Annotated in this window: 17 protein-coding genes; 10 read left to right on the top strand and 7 right to left on the bottom strand. The window is 58.8% G+C overall.

All coding sequences use genetic code 11. From position 1 onward, the window contains the following. Positions 1–9: 9 nt before the first annotated feature. Together pcnB and ACQAYK_RS04315 are read right to left on the bottom strand one after the other, a co-directional pair. Complete coding sequence (pcnB, locus tag ACQAYK_RS04310; protein ID WP_215872476.1) at positions 10–1,458, bottom strand: polynucleotide adenylyltransferase PcnB; 1,449 nt, start codon at positions 1,456–1,458, stop codon at positions 10–12. A 92-nt stretch (positions 1,459–1,550) separates the two neighbouring features. Next, positions 1,551–2,612 carry an AbrB family transcriptional regulator gene (locus tag ACQAYK_RS04315; RefSeq protein ID WP_215872475.1) on the bottom strand — a complete coding sequence of 354 codons (1,062 nt, stop codon included), beginning with the start codon at positions 2,610–2,612 and terminating at the stop codon, positions 1,551–1,553. A gap of 180 nt (positions 2,613–2,792) precedes the next feature. Here ACQAYK_RS04315 and guaB point away from each other — a divergent pair, with 180 nt between their 5' ends. The 3 genes from guaB to ACQAYK_RS04330 all read left to right on the top strand — a co-directional run bounded on the left by guaB (position 2,793) and on the right by ACQAYK_RS04330 (position 6,190). Continuing rightward, positions 2,793–4,259, top strand: a complete 1,467-nt coding sequence (gene guaB, locus ACQAYK_RS04320) for an IMP dehydrogenase (RefSeq protein ID WP_215872474.1) — start codon at positions 2,793–2,795, stop codon at positions 4,257–4,259. Positions 4,260–4,267: 8 nt separating this feature from the next. Continuing rightward, entirely contained in the window at positions 4,268–5,875 is a 1,608-nt protein-coding gene (guaA, locus tag ACQAYK_RS04325) for a glutamine-hydrolyzing GMP synthase (protein WP_215872473.1), read from the top strand. 66 nt (positions 5,876–5,941) lie between these two features. Then, complete coding sequence (locus ACQAYK_RS04330; RefSeq protein WP_226830672.1) at positions 5,942–6,190, top strand: type II toxin-antitoxin system Phd/YefM family antitoxin; 249 nt, start codon at positions 5,942–5,944, stop codon at positions 6,188–6,190. Positions 6,191–6,376: 186 nt separating this feature from the next. Here ACQAYK_RS04330 and ACQAYK_RS04335 read toward each other — a convergent pair whose 3' ends face one another. Continuing rightward, positions 6,377–6,607, bottom strand: coding sequence for a hypothetical protein (locus tag ACQAYK_RS04335; RefSeq protein WP_215872472.1), 231 nt, complete (start codon positions 6,605–6,607; stop codon positions 6,377–6,379). Positions 6,608–6,757: 150 nt separating this feature from the next. Between ACQAYK_RS04335 and ACQAYK_RS04340 the strand changes: the two genes are divergently transcribed. The 3 genes from ACQAYK_RS04340 to ACQAYK_RS04350 all read left to right on the top strand — a co-directional run bounded on the left by ACQAYK_RS04340 (position 6,758) and on the right by ACQAYK_RS04350 (position 9,560). Continuing rightward, positions 6,758–7,651, top strand: a complete 894-nt coding sequence (locus ACQAYK_RS04340; protein ID WP_215872471.1) for a lysozyme inhibitor LprI family protein — start codon at positions 6,758–6,760, stop codon at positions 7,649–7,651. Positions 7,652–8,070: 419 nt separating this feature from the next. Beyond that, the gene (locus ACQAYK_RS04345) at positions 8,071–8,925 is read left to right on the top strand and encodes a TIR domain-containing protein (protein ID WP_215872470.1); all 855 of its coding nucleotides are present in this window, start codon (positions 8,071–8,073) and stop codon (positions 8,923–8,925) included. 110 nt (positions 8,926–9,035) lie between these two features. Then, positions 9,036–9,560 carry a hypothetical protein gene (locus ACQAYK_RS04350; RefSeq protein ID WP_215872469.1) on the top strand — a complete coding sequence of 175 codons (525 nt, stop codon included), beginning with the start codon at positions 9,036–9,038 and terminating at the stop codon, positions 9,558–9,560. A gap of 137 nt (positions 9,561–9,697) precedes the next feature. On the opposite strand, the gene ACQAYK_RS04355 is transcribed toward ACQAYK_RS04350, so the two are convergent. From ACQAYK_RS04355 to ACQAYK_RS04370, 4 genes are all read right to left on the bottom strand, one after another. Next, positions 9,698–10,606, bottom strand: coding sequence for a DMT family transporter (locus tag ACQAYK_RS04355; RefSeq protein ID WP_215872468.1), 909 nt, complete (start codon positions 10,604–10,606; stop codon positions 9,698–9,700). A gap of 68 nt (positions 10,607–10,674) precedes the next feature. After that, positions 10,675–11,751 (bottom strand): NADH:flavin oxidoreductase/NADH oxidase, encoded by a 1,077-nt coding sequence (locus tag ACQAYK_RS04360; RefSeq protein WP_215872467.1) that lies wholly within the window; start codon positions 11,749–11,751, stop codon positions 10,675–10,677. After that, positions 11,748–12,476: a dienelactone hydrolase family protein gene (locus ACQAYK_RS04365; RefSeq protein ID WP_215872466.1), complete on the bottom strand. Its 729-nt coding sequence runs from the start codon at positions 12,474–12,476 to the stop codon at positions 11,748–11,750. Before ACQAYK_RS04365 ends, ACQAYK_RS04360 begins: the two co-directional genes overlap by 4 nt. Positions 12,477–12,548: 72 nt before the next feature. After that, positions 12,549–13,166 (bottom strand): TetR/AcrR family transcriptional regulator, encoded by a 618-nt coding sequence (locus tag ACQAYK_RS04370; protein ID WP_215872465.1) that lies wholly within the window; start codon positions 13,164–13,166, stop codon positions 12,549–12,551. 53 nt (positions 13,167–13,219) lie between these two features. On the opposite strand from ACQAYK_RS04370, the gene ACQAYK_RS04375 reads away from it, so the two are divergent. From ACQAYK_RS04375 to ACQAYK_RS04390, 4 genes are all read left to right on the top strand, one after another. After that, the gene (locus tag ACQAYK_RS04375) at positions 13,220–13,993 is read left to right on the top strand and encodes a TatD family hydrolase (protein ID WP_215872464.1); all 774 of its coding nucleotides are present in this window, start codon (positions 13,220–13,222) and stop codon (positions 13,991–13,993) included. Next, on the top strand, positions 13,983–14,732 hold the full coding sequence (locus ACQAYK_RS04380) for a tRNA threonylcarbamoyladenosine dehydratase (RefSeq protein WP_215872463.1): 750 nt from the start codon (positions 13,983–13,985) through the stop codon (positions 14,730–14,732). The genes ACQAYK_RS04375 and ACQAYK_RS04380 overlap by 11 nt, the downstream gene beginning before the upstream one ends. A gap of 61 nt (positions 14,733–14,793) precedes the next feature. Further along, positions 14,794–15,186 (top strand): SCP2 sterol-binding domain-containing protein, encoded by a 393-nt coding sequence (locus ACQAYK_RS04385; RefSeq protein ID WP_215872462.1) that lies wholly within the window; start codon positions 14,794–14,796, stop codon positions 15,184–15,186. Further along, complete coding sequence (locus tag ACQAYK_RS04390; RefSeq protein ID WP_215872461.1) at positions 15,186–16,028, top strand: phosphate/phosphite/phosphonate ABC transporter substrate-binding protein; 843 nt, start codon at positions 15,186–15,188, stop codon at positions 16,026–16,028. The genes ACQAYK_RS04385 and ACQAYK_RS04390 overlap by 1 nt, the downstream gene beginning before the upstream one ends. Positions 16,029–16,030: the final 2 nt, after the last annotated feature.

Genomic DNA, 16,030 nt, shown 5'->3' on the forward strand with positions numbered 1-16,030 from the left:
GCGCGGAACCTATTCGCCTTCTGGCGCGGCTACGGGTTCCGATGCCTGTTTGGGATTTCGTCGCCGCCGTCGCCGCCGTTTGCCGCGCTTGGCCTCGCCGGCGGGCAGGGGACCGAGCGGAGATTCGCTGTCCCGGTCCTCCTGGCGAGCCGCTTCGATGAGCTCTTTGCGGCCCTCGCTATCGGCATCCTGAAATTGCTGCCACCATTGCGCCAGGGCGCCAAGATCGGCACCGGCCTCGCAACGAAGCTGCAAAAAGTCGAAGGCCGCGCGGAAACGCGCATGGGCGAGCAGGGCATAAGGCCGCCGCCCGCCGCGACGATGAAACCGTGCCTGCAGGTCCCAGATTTCTCGGATCGTCAAGGTAAAGCGGCGCGGTATGGCAATCTGTCCACGATTTTCTTCCAGCACCGCACTGGCCGCCTGCTGCATGGCTACTACCTCAGGCTTGTCCTCCTGCATCAGTCGCTCTTGTTCCGCCACCAGCACTGGCCAGAGCATCGCGGCAAAGAGAAAGGCGGGATGCACGGATTTGCCGGCAGCCACCCGTGCATCGGTGTTGCGCAGAGAGAGTTGGATCAGTTCGCGGGCAATCCCTTCCTCGGCGCGCTCCAGCAGTTCCGCGAGTTGCGGAAAGAGGGCTGCGAAGAGCCCATAGCGCTGCAAGGCAGCCAGGCTTTGTTGGGCAAAGCCGGCAAGAAACAGCTTGCCAGTTTCTTCGTACAGGCGGGCTGGGGGCACCTCGCGCAGCAGCTCGCGGCAGGCGGGTATGGCGGACTCAATGGCGGGATCGAGTTGAAACCCAAGTTTGGCGGCAAATCGCGCCGCCCGGAGCATGCGCACCGGATCTTCGTGGAAGCGCTGTGCTGCTTCGCCGATCATGCGCAGGCGCTGTGCCTCGATATCGGCCCAGGCGCCCCAGAAATCGATGATGCTGCGGTCAGCGATATTGTAATACAGGGCGTTAGCGGTGAAGTCGCGGCGCTGTGCGTCTTCTTCCAGAGTACCGTAGACATTGTCGGCGAGAATCCGTCCACTGGCGCTCACGGTTTGCCCGTCGCTGTCACCACCGCGGAAGGTGGCTACCTCGATGATCTCCCGGCCGAATTGTACGTGTGCCAGGATGAAGCGCCGACCGATGAGGCGGGCATTGCGGCGAAAGAGCTTGCGCACTTCCTCTGGCCGGGCGTCGGTACAGACATCGAAATCCTTGGGCTCGCGGCCAAGCAGCAGGTCGCGCACGCTGCCACCCACCAGATAGGCCTGATAGCCAGCGCGATGCAGGCCATTCAAAACCTGCAGGGCGGCATCACTAATCTGGCGGCGGGAGATGTTGTGTTTCTCTCGCGCAATGACCTGCGCCCCGGCAGGCAAGGATGGCGTCTGCGCGACGGAAGCGGGCGGCGGCACGGCGTCTTCGGCTAACTGTGCCGCAATGAAGTTTTTCAGGGAGACCAAAGTATGATTCCAGCCCTCCGGCGAATAGCGCGAACAGTGTATACGAAAAATCGGCAATATTCGAAATGATGAGCAGCGGGCGCCGCCCGAGTTTACTTGACCGTCCGCTCGCGTCGCAGGCGTTGTGCCAACGGCGGCATGATAATCAGCATCATGAGCAAGCGCGCGAGATGGGCGCCGAGCACAAAGAGCACATTGCCGTGGGCTGCCATACTGACGGCAACGGCGGCATAGAGCGCCCCCGGTGCGGTGGCCAGATAGCCATCGAGATCGCTCACTCCCACCAGTTGGGCAAGAAGGACTCCTAGCAGGGCGCAGAGCAGGTTCAGGACAACGATCAGCGCCAGGGCGTGCGGCAGAAGCCGCAAATAGGTGCGGATGCGCGCAAGCGATAGTTGTAACCCCGCCTGCCAGCCAATCAGCAGGTAGGCAAGGAGCAACAGACTGTGGGGCAATGCCGGGGTAGGACTGTTCTGGCTTGCCGTCAGCGTCAGACTGACGAAGAGCGGCCCCAGCAGATATGGCGTGGTGAGATGGATGCGTCTGGCAATCCACACGGCGGCGGCGGCACCAACCAGCAGGAGCACGGTGCCGGACCAGCTCGCGGGAGCGGCGTGCAAACGAGTGGCCTCCTGGACGGGATGGGAAAAGATCAATAACACGACCACGGGCAGACTGAGCATCACGAGCGCCACGCGCAGATACTGCAGGATAGCCACCAAGCCGGTCTCTGCGCCGAGCTCGTGGGCAATGGCAGTGATGCCGGCTGCGCCGCCCGCGGTCATCCCCAATAATCCAGTGCTGCTGTCCACTTCTTGCCAGCGACTGAAGAGGACGCCGATCGCGAGGCTAAGAAGCAGGGTGGCTGCGCTGATGAGCAGGATTGGCGCCCAATGCTGCAGGATGATTGCCATCGCCGGCTTGCTGAACAGCAAACCAATCTCCGATCCGAGCAAAACTTGCCCTAGGTGGGGAAAGGCCCGGGCATAGGGAACACTCGCCCAACTGCTCAGCAGGATCCCGGCGAGCATGGCGGCAAAAAGAGGTGCAGCAGGGATGCCGAGGGCCTGGAACAGCCAGGATAGCGCCAGACTGGCAATCAGCAGGATGCCCCAGCGCAGAGCCGTCCGGATTTTGTTATTGCGAGAGTGCATCTGCGTGGCTCCCATGCGGGTGGAAAGCCGTCAAATCTAACAGGGCAATACCACACCCGCCAGCGGCGGGAAGCAGGCCGCGCAAATTGGCATTTTTTTCGCCCCGCAGCTATGATTGCGTATGCCTGACGGGGCTGGGTGTGCAGCGATGCCCGGCCCTTTTCATTTTGAGGAGCTCCGATGCAACTGATTGGCGAAGCCCTGACTTTTGACGATGTTTTGCTCGTCCCCGCCCATTCGACCGTGCTGCCACGCGATGTTCAGACTCGCACCCGCCTGAGTCGCAATCTGCAGATCAACATCCCTCTGCTGTCTGCCGCCATGGATACTGTCACCGAGGCGGCGATGGCCATCTGCATGGCTCAGGAGGGTGGCATTGGCATCATTCACAAAAACATGAGCCCCGAGGCGCAGGCGGCGCAGGTCCGGCGGGTGAAGAAGTTCGAGGCAGGTGTCATCAAAGACCCCATCGTTACCGGTCCCGGTGCCACAATCCGCGAGGTTTTGCTGTTGATGGCCGGACACGGCATCTCTGGAGTTCCGGTGGTTGGCGAGGACGGCCGTTTGGAAGGAATCGTCACCAACCGCGATCTGCGCTTTGAGACGCGCATGGAAGCGCCGGTCAGCAGTGTCATGACCCCGCGCGAGCGCCTGGTGACGGTAGCCGAGGGCAGCAGTCTCGACACCACCAAGGATCTTCTGCACAAACACCGCATCGAAAAAATCCTCGTGATCAATGACCGCTTTGAGCTGCGCGGGCTGATCACCGTCAAGGATATCAGCAAAGCCACCGCCCATCCCAATGCCTGTCGCGACAGTCTGGGGCGCCTGCTGGTGGGAGCGGCGGTCGGGGTCGGCGCGGGCACCGACGAGCGCGTCGAGCGTCTGGTCGAGGCCGGGGTGGATCTGATCATTGTCGATACTGCCCATGGCCATAGCCAGGGCGTACTCGACCGGGTCACCTGGGTAAAAAAACATTTCCCCTCGGTCGAGGTGATTGGCGGCAACATCGCCACGGCGGAGGCGGCGAAGGCCCTGGTCGATGCCGGCGCGGACGGTGTCAAGGTCGGCATCGGGCCGGGTTCCATCTGCACCACGCGCATGGTGGCCGGGGTGGGCGTGCCGCAGGTCACCGCCATCAGTAATGTCGCGGAAGCCCTGGCAGGCACCGACGTACCCTTGGTGGCCGATGGTGGCGTGCGCTTTTCTGGCGATTTCGCCAAGGCCTTGGCGGCGGGTGCGCACACGGTCATGGTCGGCGGCCTGCTGGCCGGTACCGATGAGGCCCCGGGCGAGATCGAGCTCTATCAGGGGCGCAGCTTCAAGGCGTATCGTGGTATGGGCTCCCTGGGTGCGATGCAGCAGGGCTCGGCCGATCGCTATTTTCAGGATACCAGCAGTCCCGAGGCCCCCAAGCTGGTGCCCGAGGGCGTCGAGGGACGGGTGCCTTACAAGGGGCCCGCGGCCCAGGTCATCCACCAGCTTCTGGGGGGATTGCGCTCCAGCATGGGCTATCTCGGTGCCGCCGATCTGGCACAGCTCGCGCGCGACGCGAAATTCATCAAGATCACCCAGGCCGGCGTGCGCGAAAGCCATGTCCACGACGTGCACATCACCAAAGAAGCTCCCAACTACCGGGTGGAGTGATCGCCTCCATGAGTGAAGAACGTATCCTGATCCTGGATTTTGGTTCCCAGGTCACCCAGCTCATCGCCCGGCGCGTGCGCGAGGTGCATGTCTATTGCGAAATCCATCCCTGCGATGTCAGTGACGACTTTGTGCGTGACTTTGCGCCCAAGGGCATCATCCTCTCCGGAAGTCATGGCAGCACCTACGAAGACCATGAATTGCGGGCCCCGCAGGCAGTCTGGGAGATCGGGGTGCCGGTGCTGGGTATCTGCTATGGCATGCAGACCATGGCGGCGCAATTGGGTGGCACGGTGAGCTGGTCGGACCATCAGGAGTTCGGCTATGCGGAGGTCCGCGCCCGCGGCCATACCCGACTTTTGCAAGGCATCGAAGACTTTCAGACGCCGGAAGGCTACGGCATGCTCAAGGTCTGGATGAGTCACGGTGATCAAGTCACGGCGCTGCCGCCGGGATTCAAGCTGATGGCCAGCACTGCCAGTTGCCCCATTGCCGGAATGGCGGATGAGGAGCGCGGCTATTATGGGGTACAGTTTCACCCCGAAGTCACCCATACGCTGCAGGGAAGGGCGCTGCTGCGCCGCTTTGTGCACGAAATTTGCGGTTGCTCCGGTGATTGGGTGATGGGCGACTATGTGGCCGAGGCCGTGACACGGATCCGCGAGCAGGTCGGCGCGGAAGAGGTCATCCTCGGCCTGTCTGGTGGTGTCGATTCCAGCGTGGCCGCCGCCCTGATCCACCGCGCCATCGGCGACCAGCTTACCTGCGTTTTCGTCGATCACGGGCTGCTGCGTCTAAACGAAGCGGACATGGTCATGGAAATGTTCGCGGGCAAGCTGCACGCCAAGGTATTACGGGTGGATGCCAGCGAGCTTTTTTTGCGCGAACTCGCAGGCGTTATCGACCCGGAACAGAAGCGCAAGATCATTGGCCGTCTCTTTGTCGATGTCTTCAAGGCCGAGGCCGAGAAACTCAAGGCCGCCCGTCCCGGCCATCGTGGCGTCCGCTTTCTGGCGCAGGGGACGATCTACCCCGATGTCATCGAATCGGGGGGCGCCAAGAGCAAGAAGGCCGTCACCATCAAGAGCCACCATAATGTTGGCGGTTTGCCGGAGCAACTCGGGTTGCAACTGCTCGAACCCCTGCGCGAGCTATTCAAGGATGAGGTCCGGGAGCTGGGCGTGGTCCTTGGCCTGCCGCGGGAAATGGTCTATCGCCATCCCTTTCCGGGCCCCGGCCTGGGAGTACGTATCCTTGGTGAAGTGAAAAAAGAATACGCTGACCTGCTGCGTCGCGCGGACGCCATCTTCATCGAAGAACTACGGGCCAGCATTGACCCCGAAAGCGGCGAAAGTTGGTATGACCTCACCAGTCAGGCCTTTGCTGTCTTCCTGCCGGTAAAAAGCGTTGGTGTGATGGGCGATGGTCGCACCTACGACTACGTGGTAGCCCTGCGCGCCGTGCAGACCAGCGACTTCATGACCGCCGACTGGGCCGAACTACCCTACGCTCTGCTCAAGAAGGTGTCCTCGCGCATCATCAATGAGGTGCGCGGCATCAACCGCGTCACCTACGATGTTAGCTCCAAGCCGCCAGCCACCATCGAGTGGGAGTGATTCGCCTGCACGAACTGGACTGCCGATGCTGGCCAGGCTAGACTAACTTTGTGTGATTCGGAGGACATGATGCAATCTTTCAACATGTTGCAGGCCAAGTCATCGCTATCCCGCCTCGTGGAAGCTATCGAACAGGGCAAGGAGCGCGAGATCATCATTGCCCGCAATGGCCGCCCGGCTGCCAAGTTGGTGCCCGTGGATTCCGTCCAGGCGGGTAAGCGCATCGGTGTCGCCAAGGGTAAGTTCGAGGTGCCCGACAGTATCGATGCCCATAATGAAGAAATCGAGCGCCTATTCCTGGGCGGTCGATCTTGAACCTCCTTCTCGATACCCATGTCGCCCTCGGGGGCCATCACCGACAGCCCTAAGCTGCAGAAAAGGGCACGCGAACTGATCGAGTCGCCAAGGTCGTCGGTCTGGATCAGCGCCGCGACGGTTTGGGAAATCGCCATGAGGAGGCCTTGCGCTGATTTGGCGTCAGCGATGTCCTGGGATCGTCCCTCAGTCGCCGGTCATACCGGCAACGGCGCCATTTTGTGCGTATTGACAGGACATGGTTGTGTTTCGCTCCGGTTTTTCTTGGCACCAGGCCAGTTCCTTGGCCGTTTCCTTGGGATGCTGTTCATACCAGGCCTGATCTTTTCCGCCATAGGGACCCTCACGAAAAAACATGGGTAGGACAGCCAGGACCAATACTACCAGAATGATGGCGAGATACACCCACTTCTTCATTTCCTGCACCTCTCTTTGTTAAGGGTATCGTACTGGATCACTGCGCGTGCGGAAAGGAACCGGCAACTGCCTGGCCGTCCACCTGTCGATATTGCTGGTAGATCAAGCTGGTCGTAGACTCTCCCCCAGGGATGAAAAAACGAGGTTTTCATGCGCCGCAAATCGCTACATTTCGCCGGGTTATTGCTCTTTGGACTCTGTACCCCTCTTCCTTCGTTGGCAATCGATTGCCCACAGCGGACTCTCTCCCAGACTCCCGCCCATTTCGGACCCTGGCCGGGTCCGCAGTTCTTGCGTATTGTTCAGAAGCCCGGTAGCTATGGTACCTGTGATGCGGTTGCCGAGATTATCGCAGGAGGCGAGCTGAAGGCCTCCTACATGGAGACGGCGCAGAATAGCATTACCGGTACAGCCGCCTACGATTTTAAAATACTGCATCTGATCCCTGGTTCTTATGAACAATTGGCTACCTACGGTTGGTCCACAGGAGGGGATGCAGGCGGTAGCAGTTATGCTATCTATAGTTATCGTGATGGCGCTATGCGGCGAGCATTTTCTGCCAGCGAGATGGATGGAACAATTTCCGTTCAGATTCGGGACGGGATACTGACGCTTGCTGGTTTTCGCAGCACGAAGTGTATGGCCTGCGGATATAGTGCGAGTGCGAGCTGGCGGTGGAACCAAGAGTTCGGCGGATGGGAATTGTTACCTGGGCCCAAGGCCGAAGACTTTGCCAGATATCTAAATGCTCCAGATCTCGTGGAGAACAATGGGAAAGGAAACTTGCACGGTCAGGCGCTGCAGGAATATAACGAAGTTACCCGGCAATTGACTGAGCGCTACGATGTCCTGATGCATCAGGCAAATCTTGCGCAGAAACAAAAAATCAGATCATCAGAAATCCAGTGGATTATTGAGAAGCGGAAGCACTGCGGTGAGAGTCGAGAGGCACTCCAGCCTGGGCAAGGACTTTCCTTGCAGTGCTTGATCTCTCAAACTCGTAGTCGGCTGATGATTCTCTCTTCAGGATTAAACGGGTGGTAAAATGATCGAATCGCGTAACCTGCTGTCTTTATTTTTCCAGAAAAGCATCAAAAAATTTCTTGTGGTCTTCGGAGATAGCTCGTGGAAACAAGGTGTTCTGATGATTATTTGCAATATTTGAGAATGGTGGAGCGTCTGCAGCGCCCACAAAATGAACCGGCACACCCAGTCTGTATACGCTTCTTCCGCGCGAATGCTGTGGTGCAATGCCCTGATCCGAGCATGCATCTGGTCCAGGAGTTTGGGCGGGACGTTGGGGGTGACGTGGCTGGATTCCATCCGTGGAGTTTTAGGCTGCCCTAAATGTATTGGCAAGGACTACAAAGGCAGTTAGAACAGGATGATGGAGTCCTCTCCTATTGCGTTGGTAAATCATGCTATGGTAGGGTTTTATAGTCTAAGTGACGTTGGGCGTCTCAATGAGTGCGGATATTGAGTTCTTTGCCTTCGTTCTAATGCCGTTCGACAAGTCATTCGACGACATCTATAAGCTCGGGATAAAGGAAACAGCCATAGCTCTTGGAATCCTTGCTGAGCGGGTCGACGAGCAAAATTTTTCGGAAGGAATTCTCGAGCGAATATATCGCCAAATTGAATTCGCCGATCTGATAGTCGCCGACATGACGGGGCAGAACCCAAACGTCTTCTATGAAGTTGGATTTGCTCACGCGAAGGGAAAACTCTGCATTCTCCTCACGCAACGAGCTGATGATATTCCATTTGACCTCAAGCATCATCGGCACATCGTTTATGGAAGCTCAATTGGCCGACTTAGAAGCCTGCTCGCCGAAGAAATGGCCTGGGCCAAGGACCAAGTAGAGACAATCCGCTCGAGCAGGATAAAGGCCACCCTAAAAGACGCAAGTGGTTTGCTCGAAAAGACGAAATTTATCGCGTGGGGTACTGTCGATTTCAAGATCGATCTTCATAACGAAACATCAAACACTTCTGCAGAAATTGACGCGATCTACTTCTACTCGAACAAGGGTTGGACGCTCAAGCAAGATGGAAAGGAATGTCCCTCCACAGACTCAGACCTTCCAGATTTCCCTGCCCGTCACTTTCTTACACCACCTGTTCGTCGCCTGAACAAGAACTCCTGGGCTCAGTTGAAGTTCTCGGCGAGGCGAGTTCTTGCGACCGTGCTCAAGGGCGAAGAGCTAAAGGACTCGTATCGAGTCTCTGGAAGATCCATCATTCGTTTGGTGACTGTCGAAGGAAACTTCGACTATGAATTTCCGCTCGATGTGGCGCTTGATGAAATACCGTTCTAGATGCCCAACCCTGCGCCCAACACGGACGCCCTACATGCCGCTTTGCGGCATTTCGGGCTCCGGTTAGCTACACGTTGGACGGCGTGCGAAGCGGCCTCGCGAGGAGGGGTATGGGCTATTATGATGCTTTAACGAGCGGCTCGTTCAAGACCACGCCAGATGGGCGGAGGCTCTTCTTCCCTTGGGGAACGCTCGGCCGTGGCTACGCTATTCCCTCCGAGAAGGACTTCGAACGGCTTCAACGCCACATCAATGCCTACTACGTCATCTCCCTGCCATTGGTTATTCTGGCGGTCAGGTTGCAGGGTTTCCTCGGCGGAGCGTTGATTTCGCTGCCCCTCATCGTTCTGTACGCGGTGTGGGCGCGGTACCAGTGTCGCCGCCTGCAGCAGACGGACGAGAAGCTAACGTTGAGCGAGAGCGTAGCTGGTCAGGCGCGCGCCCACAGCACAGTCGGCATGTGGCTACTGGAGATTGGCGTTCTCATTTTGATTGGAGGTGGCCTGTTTGGCCTTTTTCTCAACCCGAGCAACTGGCTCATGTTCACCGCATCGATTGCCTTCTTCGGGCTTGCCGCCGTCCAGATCGCGTGGATGCTCATCATTAAGAGGCGCGAGTCACGTTCCGGCCAATAGGCGGGCGAGCGTGCCGTCCAACATCACGTTCGACCGGACCGCTGGCTCGCATTCGCTCGCCGCGGCCGTCAGCGTGAGCGTTGGGCATTTCAAGAGGAGGTCTTGCAGCCGTGATCGAAGAAAGTTGATTGTCTGTCTTACTCCTGCGCCGTCACGGCAATGCTGTTGTCCTTGGGTCGCAGATGTTGCCAGCTGACGAGGAGGAGCGCAGAGAAAATGGCTGCCATACCCATGGCCTCCCAAAGGCTGGGCCGTTCACCCAATTGCAGCCAGGCCGCCAGAACACCGATGAGGGGGGCAAGGAGGGTAGCGATTCCCGCTACTCCCGAAGGAAGGTGGCGCAAGGCAAAGAGCCAGAGCACATAGGCAAGAGCGGTCCCGGGAACGGCGTTGTACGCCAGAGCAGCGATAAAGGAGCCCGTCCATTGCACCTGCCACCCCTCCAGCAGCAGCGCCGCGATGAGGAGTACGAGTCCGCCGATGGAGGCCTGCCAGAAGGTTGCAGTGATCAGGTCCTGACCCCTGGGCATGAAGCGTTTGTGCCAGATCGCCGAGGCCGCCCAGGAAATCCCTGACAAGATCGCAAAGAACGGACCCTGCCAAGGAGAATGACCTATCTGCCAAGGCTCCAGAATGACCACCAGACCAAGTAGCGCCAACACCAGCGCGGGGATCTGCAGTCCTTGCAGTCGTTCTCCCAGAACCGGCCAGGCGAGCAGCATCAGCCAGATCGGCATCATGTAGACCAGAATTGCGGTTTTGCCCGCCCCGGCGTATTCCAGGGCCAGCAGGGTGGCGCCGACAAAGCCGGTGCTCTGCAACAGTCCGTAGGGTACGACATAGATCAGCGGCGGCAGCGCCAGGGAGCGCTTCTGCAAAATCAGGAACAGCAGCAAAACCGGCGCGCTGAGCACCACTCGCAGAGCGGCGAAGAGCAGTGGCGCGCTGTCTTGCAACGCGACTTTCATCACCACCCAGTTGTAGCCCCAAATCAAAGCAATCAGGAAAATTGCTGTGAAAGCCAGATAAGTCTCACGGGAACGCATCGGTAAGAAGCCCTATGCTGCAAAACAAAACCGGGGAAGGGATCCTCCCCGGTCAGAATACCCGTAGCCTAGCGGCTGGGTTTGGCGCGATCGTACTGCGGCGGCCAGCTCCAGTCTACGCCCAAGGCGTGGGCAGCCTGTAGCGGCCAGTAGGGGTTGCGCAGGAGCTCCCGCGCCAGGGCGACGGCATCTGCCTGGCCGGTGACCAGTATCTGCTCGGCCTGCATCGCTTCGGTGATCAGGCCAACCGCTACCGTTGGCATCTGCAGCTCGTGCCGAATGCGTTCGGCAAAAGGTACTTGAAATCCCGGGCCCGCGGGGATCTGGGCATCTGGGGTCATGCCGCCACTGCTGCAGTCGATGACGTCCACGCCTATTTTTTTCAGTTCACCAGCCAGAGCGACAGACTGCTCGATGTCCCAGCCGCCCGGCACCCAGTCCGTCGCCGATATGCGGGTCCAGAGCGGCAGTTCCTCGGGCCAGACGGCGCGCACGGCCCGTGCCACTTCGAGAGGAAAGCGCAGGCGGTTTTCCAGGCTGCCACCATAACGATCCTGCCGCTGATTACTGATAGGCGAAAGAAAACTGTGCAGCAGATAGCCGTGCGCCATGTGCAGTTCGAGCACCGAAAAGTCCGCGGCATGGGCGCGCTCGGCGGCAGCAACGAAGTCATCACGCACGCGCTCCAGGTCTTTTACCGACATCTCCGCAGGAACTGTGTGCTGCGGGCTGAAGGGCAGAGGGCTTGCCCCAATGGGCTGCCAGCCTCGTTCGCTGCCTGGTGGGATTGGGGTGCCGCCGTGGAAAGGAGCTGCCGTAGAAGCCTTGCGTCCGGCATGGGCAATCTGGATGGCGGCCACGGCGCCCTGGGCCTGGATAAAGCTGACGGTGGGGCGCAGCGCTGCGCTCTGGGCATCATTCCAGATACCCAGGTCGTCCGGCGAGATACGCCCTTCGGGACTGACCGCCGAGGCCTCGACCATCACCATACCGGCACCGCCGACCGCCCGGCTGCCCAGGTGTACCATGTGCCAGTCCCGCGCCACACCATCTGGAGTGGAATACTGACACATGGGCGCCACGATGATGCGATTGCGCAGGGTGACGCTGCGCAACTGCCAAGGCGTAAATAACAACTTACTCACTGCTTCGCCCCCAAGTGCTTGGAGAATTCATTGAGGGTAATCTGCCAAGCCTCGGCCGCCACTTCCCGCCGATAGCTGTCGCGGCGATCGCTGAAAAAGCCGTGCGGTGCGCCGGGGAAAACGCTGAGGGTATAGCGCTTTTTCGCACGGCTGAGAGCTGCGACGATGCGGGCATGTTCGTCGGGCAGGATCGACTGATCTTCGGCACCATAGAGCAAAGTAATTGGGGCGCGCATGGCCGGCACATGGTCCAGCAAGGGCGGACGTCCGGCGGGGTCGGATTCCGGGGCAATGCCGCCACCGTAAAAGGCGACCGCCACGGCTGCGTGCTCGGCTAGGGCCGCGTTGGCGAGGAAGGTGTAGCGCCCTCCCATGCAAAAGCCGACGATGCCGATCTTGCCTGCGGCCACCTCCGGACGCTCCTGCGCGGCCGCAATGCTAGCCCGCGCCTCTTTCATGACGACATCGTCTTGCAGAGTGCGCAGGTGCCCGATGGCATTCTGAAAGTCTTGGTAATCATAGACCTTGCCGTGGTAGATATCTGGGACGATGGCAGCAAAGCCTTCCTTCGCCAGGCGCTGTGCGACATCCTCAAAATGCTCATTGACGCCAAAGGCCTCAATAAAAACCAGGATCAGCGGGAACGGTCCAGAGCCGTCGGGGCGGGAATAGTAGGCGCGAAGTTCGGGAGAAATTTGCAACCACTCGGATTTGACCTGCGACATTGGCATTCACTCCTCTGCGTGGGAAAAGACGGAAGAAGGATACCGACCAATCGGTATCTACGCAAATCCCGATCAGGCCGCGAGGGTGCCGATATACTGCCGCAGTTGTCCGAGACAGGTCCGGTAGCTCTGCAGCGATTGCGCGTTTTTCCCCAGACCGACGCAACCCTCGATGGCTGCAACAATAAACAGCGCTGCCTCCATCGGATTCACCTCCTGGCGAACATTGCCTTGTTGCTGGCCGCGCGTCAGGGCATGGCTGATTACGCGGGTCCACTCATCAAGGATACGCTGCAGGCCCTGGCGGAAATTCTCATCCAGCGGACTCATTTCCTGCATGAGATTGTTCAGCGGACAGCCATAGCGCAGTAACTGCTCGTCGGCAGCGTCGATCTTTTCCGCCAGCAGCTGTTGCAGACAGGGGACGGGCTCTGTGGTCTGCTGCAGGGGAACGAACCAGCGCTGGGCCAATTGCGGCGCTATTACGTCTTCAACCACCGCGAGGCCTAGCTCCTGCTTGGTACCAAAATGATGGTAAAGTGCCCCTTTGCTCACCGAGGTCTTGGCCAGGATGCGGTCCAGGCTGGCCGCCTGAAAGCCGCTTTCCAGGATTTCTGTGTACGCTGCCGCGAGCAGGTCGGTGCGCGTCTGCTCGGGGTTACGGATTTTTTTGGCGATTACTGTACTCATAGGGTATTAAATACCTACTAATCGGTATCTTGTCAAATACTGAGGTCCGGCTTTTGCTTATCGACAGTCACTGTCATCTCGACCACAAGGATTTTGCGCCGGATCGCGATGCGGTTCTGGCGCGCTCCCGTGCGGCCGGAGTGCAAGCTTGGGTCGTACCCGCCTACAGCCCGCACTATTGGTCGCGCCTGGACTCCCTGCGCGTAGCAGAGCCGGGAGTAGCTGCAGCCTTTGGGGTGCATCCGTGCTTTCTCGTCGATCTGCGCGCGGGGGACTGGGAACGTCTGGAAGTACTGCTCGAAAATGCGGTGGCTTTGGGAGAAGTGGGCTTGGATCGCGGCGCGGGCTCGCCGCACCTCGCGCAGCAAATCCCCATCCTGGAGCGACAGCTGACCATTGCCCGTGCCTATGGTCTGCCAGTGATCCTTCATGCGCGAAAAATCACGGAGGAGTTGTTGCAGTTGCTGCGCGGGTATCGACCGATCGCTGGCGTGCTGCACAGTTTTTCCGGAAGCTACGAACAGGCTCGCAAGGCCATCGACCTGGGCTTGCATCTGGGTTTCGGGGGAGCCATGACCCATCCTCGAGCGCAACGCTTGCGGCGCGTGCTCACTGCCTTGCCAGCGGATGCCATCCTCCTCGAAACCGACGCTCCCTTTCAGACACCGCAAGCGCAGCTTGGAGAGCGCAATGAGCCGGCCCACCTGACAGAAATCCTCACTATTGCTGCAGAGCTGCGGCAGGAAGCATCGGAACAACTTGCAGAAATCTGCACAGCGAATACTCTGCGAGTTTTTCCCCGATTGGAGAAACAGCATGTCAGATGATGCCTCGGTACGGACTCGTATCCTGATTGGTGAGGAAGGCGTCGCGCGATTGGCCGCCAGTCATGTCTTTATTGCCGGTTTGGGCGGGGTTGGCGCCTACGTTGCCGAGAATCTGGCGCGTGCCGGGGTGGGGCGCCTGACCCTGGTAGACCATGACTGCGTTGGTCTGAGTAATCTCAATCGTCAACTCGTGGCGTTGCATAGCACGCTGGGGCAGCCAAAGGTCGAAGTCATGGCGGAGCGAATTGCCGATATCGCCCCCGATTGTCAGGTCGATGCATGGCAGATCTTTCTCCAGGCCGACAATGTAGGGGGTCTTCTTGCCCAAAGTGGTGCCACGGTGCTCGCTGACTGCATCGACGCCATTGCCAGCAAGGCGGCACTGATTCAGGCAGCGCAAGGGCTGAGCATGCAGATCTACGCGAGCATGGGGGCAGGAAATCGGCTCGATCCGGGCCAGGTACGTATGGCGCGGCTGAACCAGACCGAGGGTTGTCCTCTGGCGCGGGAGTTGCGTGGCCTGTTGCGTCATGCCGGCGCGTCTCTCGACCTGTGGGCGGTATACTCGCGCGAACGTCCCCGTCCCGCTGCCCCGCGCGAGGCGCCGAATCACGGTCCCGGCGGCAGGCCAAAGACGGTGAATGGCACGATCTCTTACATGCCAGCCTTATTTGGCGTACATCTGGCGGGCGCCATTCTGCAGCAGCTCTTGGCAGGAATGGAAATGTCGGCTAAATAGTCCTGGTAGTTAGTCAGGGTGTTTTAAGACAATTATTATATGCTTATATTTGGAGGGGCCGATGGCCGTGAAATTCATGAGTACAGAGTGGATTCGTCTGGTGGGCAAGCAATGGGATACCCATCCGGAAATTCAAAAGGACTTGAAGAATTTCAACGCCACTTGGGAGTATTATATTGAGGATCGTCCTGATATTCCGCATGTGATGCTCTTCTGCAAGGCCGGCAAAGTGATCTATGCTGGTCCCTCCGATGGACGGCGCAGAGATTTCATCATGTGGGCCAGCATGGAAAACTGGAAGAAGATTCTTGCCGGTGAAATTGCCGGAAAGTCGGCACTGATGAGCCGTAAGTTGAAGTTCAAGGGATCGATGATGACGGCGATGAAATATATGACGCCATTTAATATTCATTTGAATATACTGGGAGAAATTCCTGTGGATTTTGATATCTGATGTACGGCTTTACCGTAGACCCGAATTACTCCGGAAAGAATCTTCCGGGCTGGTTCCTGATGAGCACCTATCTGCAGCGACAGTTGCATTGCAGTCTGCACTTTTCGCCTCAGGACGATTTTGCGCAGGGGAGAAACGCCGTTCTGCAGGGGGGGATCGATCTCGTGTATGCCAACCCTTTCGACTGGGTGCAGTATGTCGAAAAGAAAGGATTTATCCCTGTGGCAAAGCCCAAAGAACACTTCGACGAAGTGCTGTTGTGTTCCCGCAAAGGCTCCCCGTGGATAGATTTCGCCTCCCTGCCGGAACGGATCCATATCGCCTCCGCGACTGATGCCACTCTGGTACACATGGTTGGCCTGTTTCTTCTGGATAAGGCAGAAATCGATCGCGCCCGCCTCGATTTCACCTTTACCGGCAGCTATCAATCGGCGCTGAAGAGTCTCTTGCAGGGGCGGGTCGATCTGGCCTTCGTGTTTGATGAAGTCTACTCCAGTGCCAGTCGCATCACCCAGGAGAGTTTGCAGGTCATCGCGCAGTCCGATGATGCCTTTGCCTTTCATGCTTTTTGTATTTCGCCACGTCTGGCCCATTTGCAAGACGCATTGTGTACGACCTTGTGTAGCATGGAGCAAAGCGAAGCCGGGCAGCGCTTGTTGCAGGACATTGGCTTCTCCGGCTTTGCGCCGGTTAATGCGGATGAAGTGGCATGCCTGACCGCTCTTGCAGAAGAATACATCAGTGGTCACGAGGCTATTGATCTGCGGGCCACCAGCACGCTGGCGATCGACGACAGTGCCTTCCTGGTGGCTCGGGAGGAGCCCGGAGAGGAGACAAAATAAAG

The sequence above is a fragment of the Acidithiobacillus sp. AC3 genome, assembly GCF_050261095.1.
Taxonomy (GTDB): domain Bacteria; phylum Pseudomonadota; class Gammaproteobacteria; order Acidithiobacillales; family Acidithiobacillaceae; genus Igneacidithiobacillus; species Igneacidithiobacillus copahuensis.

Bases quoted from the DNA above. Each gene is read 5' to 3' on its own strand.
- ACQAYK_RS04330 (WP_226830672.1), top strand. From the start codon at position 5,942: ATGATGCAATCTTTCAACATGTTGCAGGCCAAGTCATCGCTATCCCGC.
- ACQAYK_RS04390 (WP_215872461.1), top strand. From the start codon at position 15,186: ATGTACGGCTTTACCGTAGACCCGAATTACTCCGGAAAGAATCTTCCG.
- ACQAYK_RS04380 (WP_215872463.1), top strand. From the start codon at position 13,983: ATGTCAGATGATGCCTCGGTACGGACTCGTATCCTGATTGGTGAGGAA.
- guaA (WP_215872473.1), top strand. From the start codon at position 4,268: ATGAGTGAAGAACGTATCCTGATCCTGGATTTTGGTTCCCAGGTCACC.
- guaB (WP_215872474.1), top strand. From the start codon at position 2,793: ATGCAACTGATTGGCGAAGCCCTGACTTTTGACGATGTTTTGCTCGTC.
- ACQAYK_RS04350 (WP_215872469.1), top strand. From the start codon at position 9,036: ATGGGCTATTATGATGCTTTAACGAGCGGCTCGTTCAAGACCACGCCA.
- ACQAYK_RS04385 (WP_215872462.1), top strand. From the start codon at position 14,794: ATGGCCGTGAAATTCATGAGTACAGAGTGGATTCGTCTGGTGGGCAAG.
- ACQAYK_RS04365 (WP_215872466.1), bottom strand. From the start codon at position 12,476: ATGTCGCAGGTCAAATCCGAGTGGTTGCAAATTTCTCCCGAACTTCGC.
- ACQAYK_RS04345 (WP_215872470.1), top strand. From the start codon at position 8,071: ATGAGTGCGGATATTGAGTTCTTTGCCTTCGTTCTAATGCCGTTCGAC.
- ACQAYK_RS04340 (WP_215872471.1), top strand. From the start codon at position 6,758: ATGCGCCGCAAATCGCTACATTTCGCCGGGTTATTGCTCTTTGGACTC.
- ACQAYK_RS04335 (WP_215872472.1), bottom strand. From the start codon at position 6,607: ATGAAGAAGTGGGTGTATCTCGCCATCATTCTGGTAGTATTGGTCCTG.
- ACQAYK_RS04315 (WP_215872475.1), bottom strand. From the start codon at position 2,612: ATGCACTCTCGCAATAACAAAATCCGGACGGCTCTGCGCTGGGGCATC.
- ACQAYK_RS04370 (WP_215872465.1), bottom strand. From the start codon at position 13,166: ATGAGTACAGTAATCGCCAAAAAAATCCGTAACCCCGAGCAGACGCGC.
- ACQAYK_RS04355 (WP_215872468.1), bottom strand. From the start codon at position 10,606: ATGCGTTCCCGTGAGACTTATCTGGCTTTCACAGCAATTTTCCTGATT.